This is a genomic window from Ruegeria sp. CDSC021 (assembly GCF_059610845.1).
The window spans coordinates 78,983-90,782 of record NZ_JBXWOK010000008.1; the positions used below are offsets into that span (position 1 = coordinate 78,983).

At 56.6% G+C, this 11,800-nt stretch carries 13 protein-coding genes; 5 read left to right on the forward strand and 8 right to left on the reverse strand.

Going from position 1 to position 11,800, the window contains the following annotated elements; all coding sequences use genetic code 11:
- Nucleotides 1-8 precede the first annotated feature (8 nt).
- From AC2FGB_RS13395 to AC2FGB_RS13415, 5 genes are read left to right on the forward strand one after another with little or no spacing between them, the layout of a single operon-like run.
- On the forward strand, nucleotides 9-950 hold the full coding sequence (locus tag AC2FGB_RS13395) for an ABC transporter permease (RefSeq protein WP_142637818.1): 942 nt from the start codon (nucleotides 9-11) through the stop codon (nucleotides 948-950).
- Nucleotides 947-1,804, forward strand: coding sequence for an ABC transporter permease (locus tag AC2FGB_RS13400; RefSeq protein ID WP_271950018.1), 858 nt, complete (start codon nucleotides 947-949; stop codon nucleotides 1,802-1,804). The genes AC2FGB_RS13395 and AC2FGB_RS13400 overlap by 4 nt, the downstream gene beginning before the upstream one ends.
- Nucleotides 1,805-1,806: 2 nt before the next feature.
- The gene (locus AC2FGB_RS13405; protein WP_496694011.1) at nucleotides 1,807-2,799 is read left to right on the forward strand and encodes an ABC transporter ATP-binding protein; all 993 of its coding nucleotides are present in this window, start codon (nucleotides 1,807-1,809) and stop codon (nucleotides 2,797-2,799) included.
- Nucleotides 2,796-3,791, forward strand: coding sequence for an ABC transporter ATP-binding protein (locus tag AC2FGB_RS13410; protein ID WP_496694012.1), 996 nt, complete (start codon nucleotides 2,796-2,798; stop codon nucleotides 3,789-3,791). Before AC2FGB_RS13405 ends, AC2FGB_RS13410 begins: the two co-directional genes overlap by 4 nt.
- Entirely contained in the window at nucleotides 3,784-5,583 is a 1,800-nt protein-coding gene (locus AC2FGB_RS13415; RefSeq protein WP_185956703.1) for an aminopeptidase P family protein, read from the forward strand. The genes AC2FGB_RS13410 and AC2FGB_RS13415 overlap by 8 nt, the downstream gene beginning before the upstream one ends.
- A 15-nt stretch (nucleotides 5,584-5,598) precedes the next feature.
- Here the strand turns inward: AC2FGB_RS13415 and AC2FGB_RS13420 are convergent, their stop codons facing one another.
- From AC2FGB_RS13420 to AC2FGB_RS13455, 8 genes are all read right to left on the reverse strand, one after another.
- Entirely contained in the window at nucleotides 5,599-6,111 is a 513-nt protein-coding gene (locus AC2FGB_RS13420) for a hypothetical protein (RefSeq protein WP_142637807.1), read from the reverse strand.
- Between the two features lie 309 nt (nucleotides 6,112-6,420).
- Nucleotides 6,421-6,816 (reverse strand): RidA family protein, encoded by a 396-nt coding sequence (locus AC2FGB_RS13425; RefSeq protein ID WP_142637805.1) that lies wholly within the window; start codon nucleotides 6,814-6,816, stop codon nucleotides 6,421-6,423.
- A complete protein-coding gene (locus tag AC2FGB_RS13430) occupies nucleotides 6,813-7,220 on the reverse strand; it encodes an acyl-CoA thioesterase (protein WP_142637803.1) in 408 nt (135 codons plus the stop codon). The genes AC2FGB_RS13425 and AC2FGB_RS13430 overlap by 4 nt, the downstream gene beginning before the upstream one ends.
- Nucleotides 7,220-7,906 carry an ABC transporter ATP-binding protein gene (locus tag AC2FGB_RS13435; protein WP_496690008.1) on the reverse strand — a complete coding sequence of 229 codons (687 nt, stop codon included), beginning with the start codon at nucleotides 7,904-7,906 and terminating at the stop codon, nucleotides 7,220-7,222. The genes AC2FGB_RS13430 and AC2FGB_RS13435 overlap by 1 nt, the downstream gene beginning before the upstream one ends.
- A complete protein-coding gene (locus AC2FGB_RS13440; RefSeq protein ID WP_496694013.1) occupies nucleotides 7,903-8,652 on the reverse strand; it encodes an ABC transporter ATP-binding protein in 750 nt (249 codons plus the stop codon). Before AC2FGB_RS13440 ends, AC2FGB_RS13435 begins: the two co-directional genes overlap by 4 nt.
- Nucleotides 8,645-9,625 (reverse strand): branched-chain amino acid ABC transporter permease, encoded by a 981-nt coding sequence (locus AC2FGB_RS13445; protein ID WP_496694063.1) that lies wholly within the window; start codon nucleotides 9,623-9,625, stop codon nucleotides 8,645-8,647. The genes AC2FGB_RS13440 and AC2FGB_RS13445 overlap by 8 nt, the downstream gene beginning before the upstream one ends.
- A 2-nt stretch (nucleotides 9,626-9,627) precedes the next feature.
- On the reverse strand, nucleotides 9,628-10,548 hold the full coding sequence (locus AC2FGB_RS13450; RefSeq protein ID WP_142637797.1) for a branched-chain amino acid ABC transporter permease: 921 nt from the start codon (nucleotides 10,546-10,548) through the stop codon (nucleotides 9,628-9,630).
- A 52-nt stretch (nucleotides 10,549-10,600) separates the two neighbouring features.
- Entirely contained in the window at nucleotides 10,601-11,731 is a 1,131-nt protein-coding gene (locus AC2FGB_RS13455; RefSeq protein ID WP_496694014.1) for an ABC transporter substrate-binding protein, read from the reverse strand.
- Nucleotides 11,732-11,800 lie beyond the last annotated feature (69 nt).

Consider the following 11,800-nt stretch of genomic DNA (forward strand, 5'->3'; position numbering starts at 1 on the left):
AGCTCGCTTTGTCCAGCCTGTCCTATATCTTCAAACGACTCCTGATGATGATCCCGACCTTTTTTCTGGTCATGATCATTATTTTTCTTCTTGTTCGATTGCTACCGGGAGACCCTGCCATTGCGATGGCCGGTGATCGTGCCTCGGACGCCGACATCCAGGCCATCCGTGAACGGCTTGGGTTGACCGAACCTATGCTGGTGCAATTCTGGCTGTTCCTTACCAATACCGTGCAGGGCGATCTGGGTCGGTCTATCCTGATGCGCTCGGATGTGATCAATGTGATTTCTGACCGTCTTCCTATCACTGTCTTCCTGACCGTGTATTCGGTGGTTTTGTCGCTGCTGATTGCCGGTCCGCTGGCCTTTGTTGCTGCGCTCAATCGGGGCCGCTGGCCTGATGCGGTGATCCGCACCGTTTTTCAGATCGGGCTGTCGATGCCGGTGTTCTATATTGGCCTCGTTCTGTTGACCTTTCTGGCAGCACAGCTGCGCCTGTTTCCGGTCGGAGGATATGGCGACACCTTTACCGAGCGGCTCTATCACCTGTTCCTGCCTTCAGTGACCGTAGCGCTTTACACCTCGGCCATCATCATGCGGAACCTGCGCAGCGCGATTATCGAGGTTCTGGACGCCGAATATGTTCAGTTCGCGCGTGCCAAAGGCCTGCCGCCTCGTTTGGTTCTGGGTCGCCACGTCCTGCGCAATGCGCTGATTTCCACGGTAACCCTGCTGGGCCTGTCCATCGGCAATCTGATGAGCGGGACATTGGTCACCGAAACCGTATTCGCCGTGCCCGGAATGGGGCGCCTGATGCTCGAGGCTATCTTTGCCCGCGACTACCCCCTGATTCAGGGGCTGACCCTGACATTTGCTGTTCTGGTTTCCGTGGTTTTCCTGATGACCGACCTGTTTCAGAGTCGCCTTGACCCAAGGATGCGCCTGCAATGAGTGACGCGACCTTCAACAGCACCTCGCAGCGCCCCACCTTCATGCAGCGGGCCTTGCGCAAGCCTGGGTTTGTGGCCGGGTGCATCATCATCGGGTTTTCGGTGCTGCTTGCCCTGTTTCCCGGCGTATTCGCGCCCTATGACCCAAGCGCAATCGACTATCAGGCCCTGCGCCAACCACCATCATGGGCACATCCGTTCGGCACAGATCTGTTAGGGCGCGACAGCCTATCCCGCGTCATCTGGGCCTATCAGGTCAACATGCAGATGGCAATTTTCGGGACTGTATTCGCGTTGGTCACCGGTATAACGGTTGGCGCGCTGGTCGGGTATTATCGCGGCATCGCGGACATGATCTTTGGCCGCATCGTTGACGCTGTAATAACCTTTCCTTTCCTGGTTCTTGTCATTGCCGTGGTTGCGGTTCTAGGGCCGGGCCTGATCAACATGTATATCGCGATTTCAGTTGTTTACTGGGTCTATTATGCGCGCCTGATGCGGGCCGAGGTGATCGCTCAAATGGGGAATGACTATGCCTCGGCCGGGGTGGTCATGGGCTATTCTGACCGGCGCATCATCTTTCGCCACCTGCTGCCAAACGCGATAACGCCGGTTATCGTCTATTGGATGACCGACATGGCGCTGGTGATCCTGCTGGGGTCATCCCTGGGCTATCTTGGTTTGGGGGCGCAACCACCGCAGGCCGAATGGGGCGTGCTGATCGCCGAAGGGCGCAACTTTATCTCGACCGCCTGGTGGCTGAGCCTGATGCCTGGCATCGCCATCGTTCTGACCGGCCTTGGCTTTTCGCTTTTGGGCGATGGGCTTGCCGATCTGCTGAGACCGCGGGGATAGCGATGCAGGATCAAACGAAACTTCTAGAAGTTACCGGGCTAAGCACAACCTTTCACAAGAACGGTCGCGCGCTGCCTGCGCTGCGCGATGTCAGTTTCGGCGTGAACCGGGGTGAAGTTTTGGGGCTGGTCGGCGAAAGCGGGTCGGGCAAGAGCGTCACGTTGCGCTCGATCATGGGGCTGGCGCGCCGCTATGGCGACGTGACCGGCCAGGTGCGCTGGAATGGAAGTGATCTGATATCCATGTCAGACAGGGCTCTTCGTCGGTTTCAGGGTCGCGAAATCGCGATGATTTTTCAGGAACCGATGACCTCGCTGAATCCACTGCTGACAGTCGGACTGCAACTGGAAGAGACCCTGCGCGCCCATACCGACCTGCCCCGCGCCGCGCGCTTGGATCGGGCAATCGAAATGCTGGACCTTGTCGGCATCCCCTCGGCAGCGCAACGCTTGAAGGATTATCCTCACCAATTTTCCGGCGGAATGCGCCAGCGGGTCATGATCGCAATAGCGCTTGCCGCAGAACCCAAACTGTTGCTGGCGGATGAACCCACCACAGCACTGGACGTGACCATACAGGCGCAGATCCTCGATCTGATCCTGCGACTGGCGCAGGATATGGATATGGGGGTTGTGCTGGTCACCCATGATCTTGGCGTGGTTGCCCAGACTTGCGACAACGTGGCCGTTATGTATGCGGGGCGGATCGTCGAACAAGGGCCGGTCCGCGATGTGCTGCGGGCACCGCATCACCCCTACACTGTGGGTCTGATGCGGTCTGTGCCCGAAAACATCGCTCCTCGCACGCCGCTATATTCTATTCCCGGAGTGCCGCCAGCACTGGATGCCCTGCCTGCTGGATGCGCGTTTGCACTGCGCTGTGCCGCCTGCATAGACGCCTGCACGCAAGAGCGCCCAGCGATGACCCTGATCACCGATCATAGACAGGTCGCCTGTTTCAACCCGATAACCAAAACCCAAGGGAACGCCGCATGACCGCCCTGATGCAAATCCGTGACCTGCATCTGCGGTTCCCAATGGGCCGTAGCATCGGCGATGTCATTTCGCGGCGTCCTGGTCGCGAAGTACGGGCGCTGAATGGTGTCAGCCTAGATCTGACCCGGGGCGAAACTCTGGGCGTCGTCGGAGAGTCCGGGTGTGGAAAGTCCACACTAGCCCGGTGTATCGTGCGCCTTCATAAGCCCAGCGACGGTTCAATCCACTTTGAAGGTCAGGACATATTCGACGGCGAAATCAAAGCTGACCGCACCTATAACCGCCGGGTTCAGATGATGTTCCAGGACCCCTATTCATCGCTCAATCCCCGGATGACGACAGGGCAAATTCTGGCCGAAGCCCTGAGCGTTCACAACATGCGCCCAGAAGCAGAAATTCCCGACCGTGTGGCCGAGTTGCTTGATCTGGTCCGCCTTCCGAAGGACGCGCAAGACAAGCTGCCGCACGAATTCTCCGGAGGTCAGCGTCAGCGGATCGCCATTGCGCGCGCATTGGCGGTCGAACCCGAAGTTCTGATTGCGGACGAACTGGTCTCGGCACTAGATGTTTCGGTTCAGGCGCAGGTGGTAAACCTGTTGCTGGACCTGCAGCGGGAACTTGATCTGACAATCCTGTTTGTGGCCCATGACCTGCGGCTTGTCCGTCATGTTTCAAACCGGGTCGCGGTAATCTACCTTGGGCGGATCGTTGAAATCGGCGACAGCGAAACCTTGTTTTCCGCCCCCTCCCACCCTTACAGCCAAGCTCTGCTTTCAGCCGCCCCTTCGCTGGACCCCGACAACCGCGGTGCCGTCAAGCGGCTTGAGGGAGAGCTGCCTTCACCACTGAACATGCCCTCAGGGTGTCCGTTCCATGTCCGGTGCCCTCACGCCAGCAACATATGCGAAACCAAAGTGCCTGCCCTGATGCCTTTTGAAAATCGTGGCGAGGTCGCCTGTCACCATGTTGAAGAGATAAATGCCGATGCTTGATGCCCCCGGAACCGACCGATCCGCGATTGTTTCGGCCTTGCGCGCAGAGCTTAAAGCACAAGGTCTGGATGCCTTTATCGTGCCCCGCTACGACGCACATCAGGGCGAATATGTTGCCCCTCATGATGAACGCCTCGCCTTTGTAACTGGCTTCAGCGGCTCGGCAGGCATGGCCATCGTCACACCCGAAACTGTCGCTTTATTTGTCGATGGCCGCTATGTGGTGCAGGCTGCAAACCAGTGTGCCGAGGCTGTTTTCTCGCACCATCATCTGTTTAACGAGCCGCCCGAATACTGGCTGGCCGCAGTTGCACAGAAAGGATGGAAAATCGGCTTTGACTCGATGCACCTACCGCCGGTCTGGTTTGACCGATTTGAGCACGGGCTGGAAGGCAGCGGTGCCGCGATGGTAGCGACGGCTTCAAATCCGGTCGATGCAGTCTGGACCGACCAACCCGCTGCCCCCCAAGGACAGATCGAGCCATTTCCACTTCAGTTTTCGGGCCGGGCGGCGGGTGATAAGATCTCGGATCTGGCCACTGAGCTAACACGCCGAGAGGCCGGCTTGCTGGTGGAAACTCAGCCCGACAACATCGCCTGGCTGCTTAATGTGCGTGGCTCAGACGTGGCTTTCAACCCTGTTCCCAACTCTTTCCTTCTGTTGCAAAGCTCGGGCCAGGTTCACTGGTTCGTGTCTGACCAAAAACTGGATGCCGATGTCACTGACCACATGCCGGAAAATGTTTCGGTTCAGGCGCCGGATGGTTTTCTGTCTACACTCAGTGATCTCACAGCGCCCGGCCAGGCTGTGATTTTCGACCCCGATTTTTCGCCGACGGCGGTCAAACAAGTGCTGGAGCGTACCGGAGCAAAGGGCGTGCCGGTCAACGGATTGTTAAGCAAAACCAAAGCCCGCAAGAATACAACGGAACTGGAAGGGTTGCGCGCTTGCCATATCCGGGACGGGATCGCCTGGACCGAATTCTGCGCCTGGCTGGCGGCTCAGGTACAGAAACAGGCTGAACCGGTGACCGAGCGTGAAGCAGAACAGCGGGTATTGGCCTTCCGCCGCGCTCAGGATGGGTTCATCCACGAAAGCTTCAACACAATCTCGGCCGCCGATGGCAATGCCGCGATGTGCCATTACGCTACCGAGGCCGACAATACCGTTCCGATCCAACCGCGGGGCACATACCTGCTGGATTCCGGGGGGCAGTACGACACCGGCACAACGGATGCCACGCGCAGCTTTTCGTTCGGGCCTCAGCGGCCTGATGGATATGACCGGGCCTATACCGCAGTGTTCAAGGCCTTTCACGCTCTGGCCACGCTGCGCTTTCCTGCAGGCACACAGGGCCATCACATTGATGCAATCTGTCGCCGCCCGCTGTGGGATCTGGGATTGGATTATGACCACGGTACGGGTCATGGAATTGGCCACCGGTTGTCTGTCCATGAACATCCGCAGCGCATTGGCAAACCTTACAACCCGGTCGACCTGATGCCTGGCATGGTTATGTCGATCGAGCCGGGATATTACGAGGCCGGCAGGTTCGGCATTCGCATCGAAAACCTGTTCGAAATTGTCGAGGCAGATGACGGATTTCTGGAGTTCTCGAACATGACCTGGATCCCGATCCAGACGGATATGTTGATGCCAGATATGCTGAATCAGTTAGAAATTGACTGGATCAATGACTATCATGCCAAGGTTCTCAGACAGGTCGGGCCGCATCTTTCGCCTCTGGCCCTTAGATGGGCCCAGACGGCCTGTGCAACGCTGACCAAATAAACCAGAGTTTTGCCATCAGACCACCGTTCGAGGCGTCTTTCCTGCAAATACCGGCTGGACCCGGGCACCCTGATATTCGCAGGCGTTATCCAACCAGGCCAGAAACAGACGCGTGTTTCCAACAATGTGAGGGACAAAGCCGAAATCCGGTCGATTACCGGCCAGCTTTTGAACCAAAGAACCCGTTTGCAACACGAAGATCGCGCCCCCTACCACAACGGCGGCGCTGATTGTGGGCGAGGCTGCGATCTCATGGCTTTGGGTTCCGGCCACCCAAAGAGCAAATGCCAGACGCGTCATCGCCACCGTATCCGTGACGCGGCGCAAGCCAGGAAGGAAATAGGTGGATAAAGCCGTCGCGCATACAATGACAGCCATATAGATCAGGCCGATAACAACCGGGACGGGTAATCCGAAACGCGTTGCCTCTATATGTGAGTAAAGAGTGAAACCTGAGGCAAAAGCCAGAGCCGCAATCAGCGACAACCGCCGTCTTTCGAGACTTAGATGCCTTGTGACTCTTTTCACTGCGTCGACCCTCATGTTTTGTTGAGGATCTGTTTGAGATATGAATTTGTGATTGATCTGACGAAATAGCGGCGGAAGTTTGTTTTTGTCTCCCCTCACCATTCAATCGGTCGCCCAAATGACTTGGTTACGCCCTGCACGTTGGCCTTTTCACTCTGGTACGAGCGCAAAATCCAGCCCGGTTTAGGCCGCTGCAACCCGCTTCGGCGGCCCTGTGATTTCAGAAAAGAGGTTTGGCAGAATTCTCACCTCCTATGGTGAAAATCGCTCAAATTCATTCCGCTGGGCCCGTTTCAATGTCGCTTGCCTTCAGGATAAATGTGCTGTCGCTTCAATTTCCAACAAGGCCTCGTCTTCGACCAAACCCGCCACGATGATCATTGACATCGCAGGAAAATGCCTGCCGAAAACCTCACGATAGGCGGCCCCAACTTCGGCTTGCAGAGACAGATATTCGCGTTTGTCTGTTACGAACCAGGTCAGGCGGGTCACATCGCGGGCCGAGCCACCAGCGGCCTCGACAATATCAACGATATTCTGCAGCGCCTGTTTCATCTGTCCGATGAACCCGCCGCTGACAAATTTCTTGTTCGCGTCCCATCCTATTTGCCCGCCGATATGTAACGTTCCATCTTTGGTCAAAACGCCATTGGCATATCCTTTGGCAGGCAACCAGCCATCGGGGTGAATTGTCTTGTGGCTCATAGCGCGTCGTCCCTGAATGCCTCGAGTTTTTTACGGATGTCTGCGGGCCAGGCCGTTGGACCGCCCTTTGAATCTACATGAACAAGCGTTGCTACGCTTGTCAGTCGCTCCTCTTGCGCACAACTGGCCACGACCGAGTATTCGGCTGAACTGCGTCCGATCTTTGTGATCTTCATCCGGAATATCAAATGGTCACCGTGACGGCTGGGCGCTGAAAATCGGGTTTGTATCTGTGCGGTAGGCACTGCGCCAACAGGATGAATCTCTTCAAACGGTTTGCATAGCACCTGATCGAAATAGGTCTCAACGCAATCATTGATCATCTCGAAATAGCGCGGGAAAAAGACAATCCCCGCCGGGTCGCAATGTTTGAACAGAACCTTTTGGTGGAATTCAAAAGTCATCAGACCCCCACATATTTTTCTGTGATGTCATGACTGAGATCCACCATCGCGCCAGACCAGACTGTTTTACCGCGCTCAAGAATGACCGCGCGATCAGACACCAGCGCCAACTCTTTCAGAGACTTGTCGATCAACAGGATCGAAACATTGGTTTCCTGTTTCAGGCGATGCAAGACCGACCAGATTTCCTGTCGCACGATCGGAGCCAGCCCTTCGGTTGCTTCATCGAGGATCAAGAGCTGCGGATTTGTCATCAGGGCGCGCCCAATAGCCAGCATCTGTTGTTCGCCGCCGGATAGTGAGGCTGCCCTTTGGCCCTGACGTTCCTCTAGCCGTGGGAACAGTTCAGCCACCTTCTGCAATGTCCACTCGCCGGGTCTGGCAGCGGCGATCAGATTCTCGCGCACCGTCAGGTCGGCAAAGCACCGGCGCCCCTCGGGTACCAGCCCGACACCAAGACGCGCGACCTTATAGCTGGGCAAAGCGTGCAGATTCTGATTGTTCAGCGACAAGGTGCCCTCGGACCGGATCATCCGGCAAATGGCTTTGACAGTCGTGGTCTTGCCCATCCCATTGCGCCCCATAAGGGCTGTAACCTCGCCCTGCGCCAGAGAAAGATCGACACCAAATAAAGCCTGACTGACGCCGTATGTCGCGGTCAGGTTTTCTACCCGCAACAAAGTCATGCCTCATCCCCCAGATAGGCATCGCGCACCTCACGGCTTGCGCGGATTTCATCTGCCGTCCCGGTTGCAATCACCTTGCCATAGACCAATACGCTGATCCGATCAGCCAGCGCAAAAACGGCGTCCATATCATGTTCAACAAGCAAGATGGGCGCCTCTTCCCGCAGACCGTCAAGAAACCCGGTCAACCGTTTGGACCCTCCAGCGCCAAGCCCGGCCATCGGTTCATCCATAACAAAGACCCGAGGTGACAAAGTCAAAGCCACGGCGACTTCAAGCTGGCGGCGTTGACCATGGCTGAGATTTGCGCAACGCGTTTCGCGTTCATCGCCCAGGCCCACCCTTTCCAGCGCAGCCTCGGCCCTTTCGAGCAGCTCTGGCCGTTTCAAGGCAGGTTTCCAGAACCGCCATACGAGGTTTTCCGCCCCCATGGCGCTCAACACGACATTTTCCAGAACCGTATCTTCCATGCACAGTTCCGATATCTGGAACGTCCGCCCCATCCCTGCCCTTGCCCGCTTTTGCGTGCCAAGGTCCGACACATCCTGTCCGCCCAGCAAAACACGCCCCGAATCCGGTTGCAAACCTCCGCAGATCTGCTGGATCAACGTGGATTTTCCCGCTCCATTCGGACCAATGATGGCGTGGATCTCTCCTGGCCTAAGATCAATCGAGACGTTATCCGTAGCCTTTAACGCACCAAAGCTTTTGTTCAGACTCTCGGTGGCAAGGACGGGATCAGACATGTGCCCCCTCTTTCCCGGTTAGCAGCCCAATCAGGCCACCGCGACCAAACAGAACGATGCACAGCAGAACAATACCCAAATATACATGCCAGAAATCGGTTAGTTCACCCAGAAAATGCTCGAGCGCGACAAACACGCAAGCCCCAATTACCGGACCCATCAGGCGTCCGACACCTCCGATGATTATCAGCACAATCAATTCGCCCGAAAGCTGCCAACTGAACATAGACGGCGAAACGAACCGGTTGAGATCGGCAAACAGCGCCCCGGCCAGACCAGTGACAGCGCCGGACAGAACAAAGGCCAAAAGTTTCAGCCGCATGGGGTTCAATCCCACAGTCTCGACTCGCGCCGTAGATTGCCGTGTCGCATTAAGAGCCAGCCCGAATGGCGCGGCTTGCATCCGCGCAAACAGGAACAGGACGAGACATAGCAGCGCGAAACAGATGCCGTAAAACTGGATCGGATCCAATGTGTTGAGGCCGGGAAAACCGTTGCGAACATAGATGGATAATCCGTCTTCGCCCCCGTATTGCGCCCAAGAAATCGCGAAGTAGTAAAACATCTGTCCGAAGGCCAGCGTAATCATGATGAAATAAACGCCTGACGTTCTTAGGGACAGAAGACCGACGAAAAAGGCAGCAATGCCCGAAGTAAGCATCGCAACTATCCAGATCACGGGCATGGATTTACTGCCTTCGATAGAAATCAAGCCCAGATCCAGTGCCGTGTAGGTCTGCGCGTGATAGGTCAGAATGCCCATCGCATAGCCGCCGATCCCGAAGAAAACAGCATGGCCAAAGCTGACCAACCCCCCAATTCCCAGGATGACATTCAGACCAGCCGCTGCAAGCGCCAAGATCACCGCCCGCGTCACAAGCGTGATTGTGAAGGGCTGGTCCGCGGCCAGCGCCCAAAGGGGCAGCGCCAGCAGGCCGGCGATCATCAGGCCATTGATGTATCTTTCATTCATTCTCATGCGCGGGCTCCGAACAGACCTGTTGGGCGCCAGATCAGGACCAGTCCCATCAGGACATAGATTCCCATTGATGCCAGAGCCGAGCCGCTTTTCTGAGCGGCTCCCGGTTCCATGAACAGTTTGAACAGCTCGGGCAGGAAAACCCCGCCCAGCGTGTCGGTTAGCCCAACCAACAGCGCCCCGATGAACGCCCCCCGAACCGAGCCTATGCCACCGATTACGATAACCACGAAGGCCAGGATCAGAACAGGTTCACCCATGCCCACCTGTACCGACTGAATTGCCCCAACCAAAGCACCGGCAAGCCCCGCCAGCCCCGCCCCTAGTGCAAAGACCAAAGTGTAAAGTTTCGAGATGTCGACGCCCAGTGCGGCAATCATTTCCCGGTCGTTCTTACCGGCCCGTATCTGCACACCCAAACGCGTGCGTTCGATCAGGGCCCACAAACCTACTGCAACAGCAAGACCAATCCCGATCAGGGTTAGGCGATAGAGGGGATATTCGATCCCGCCCTGCAGCGTGATCGGACCCGAAAGTGCCGTTGGAATATCCAGGAACAATGGGAAAGACCCAAAGACCCATCTTGTCCCTTCGGAAAAGATCAGGATCAGTGCAAAGGTGGCCAGAACCTGATCCAAATGTGGTGCCTGATAAAGCCGCCGGATAACGAGCATTTCTACGATCACCCCGGCCAGTGCGGCCGCAGCCAGAGCAGCAATCAGAGCAAGCAGAAATGACCCGGTCGCCCCTGCAACTGCTGCAGCGGCAAATGCACCCACCATGTACAAAGAGCCATGGGCCAGGTTGATCAGGCCCATCACCCCGAAGATCAGCGTCAGGCCAGCAGCCATCAAGAACAACATGACGCCGAACTGCAGCCCGTTCAGGATCTGCTCGATAATCAGGATCGAGGACATGGAAACTCCGGTGATCTGCCCGCCCCACTTTTAGGGGCAGGCAGAAATTCAGTTACATTTTGCACTCGGCCGCGTAGGCATCAGAGTGGTTTTCAAGAGCTACGCCAAGGATCTTATTGGTAAATACATCACCTTCTTTGATCACTTCGCGCGCATAGATGGTCTGAACCGGATGATGGTTCGGGCCAAAGCTGAAATCCCCTCGTGTGCTGTTGAAATCCGCCGCCCTCAGCGCTTCGCGGAAGGCATCCGCATCTGACGGGTCAGCCTTGTTAAGCGCGGCAAGCAACAGGTTGGCGGTATCGAATCCCTGACTGGCGTAAAGCGAGGGCAGACGTCCGTATTTTGCCTGAAAGCTTTCAACAAAGGCAGCGTTGGTCGGGTTGTCGATATCCTTGTTCCACTGCGAAGTGTTCACCACGCCCAGCGCCGCATCGCCTACCGCCTGCAGAATGCCCTGATCAAAGCTGAAGGCTGGGCCAACAACTGGAAGATCGATCCCGCTGTCGGCATATTGCTTCAGAAACGAAATCCCCATCCCGCCGGGCAGGAAGAAAAAGACGCTATCCGCATCGCTTGCGCGGATTTGCGCGATTTCAGCTGCATAGTCAGTCTGGCCAAGCTCGGTATAGATCTCACCGGCCAGATCACCTTCGAAAAAGCGTTTATAGCCAGTCAGCGCGTCGACACCCGCCGGGTAATTCGGAGCAAGTATGAAGCTGCTCTTGTAACCCGCACCATTGGCGTATGCACCCGCGGCCTCGTGCAGGTTGTCGTTCTGCCAGGCGACGTTGAAATAGTTCTGGTGACAGCCCTTCCCCGCCAAAGGTGACGGGCCCGCATTGGGTGACAGATAGAAAACGTCCTGGTTCACGGCGGCTGGCACAACCGCCATCGCCAGGTTTGACCAGATGATACCGGTCATCACATCTACACGTTCGGATTGGATCATCTTGTCTGACAGCTGTACCGCGATATCCGGTTTGCGCTGGTCGTCTTCGATCACCACCTCGATATCATCCCGCCCCGATTGAGCAATCGCAAGCATGAACCCATCCCGTACGTCGATGCCCAAACCGGCCCCGCCGCCTGAAAGCGTTGTGATCATCCCCACCTTAACTTCCGCTGTAACACCCGTCGCGCACAGCGCGGTGATCGCTGCAGCCGCCAATAGTCTCTTCATCGTCTTCTCCCTTCGTTGGCCCTATGAACGCGATTTATGTCATTATTCTCAACGTTCGGTCTATGCCTT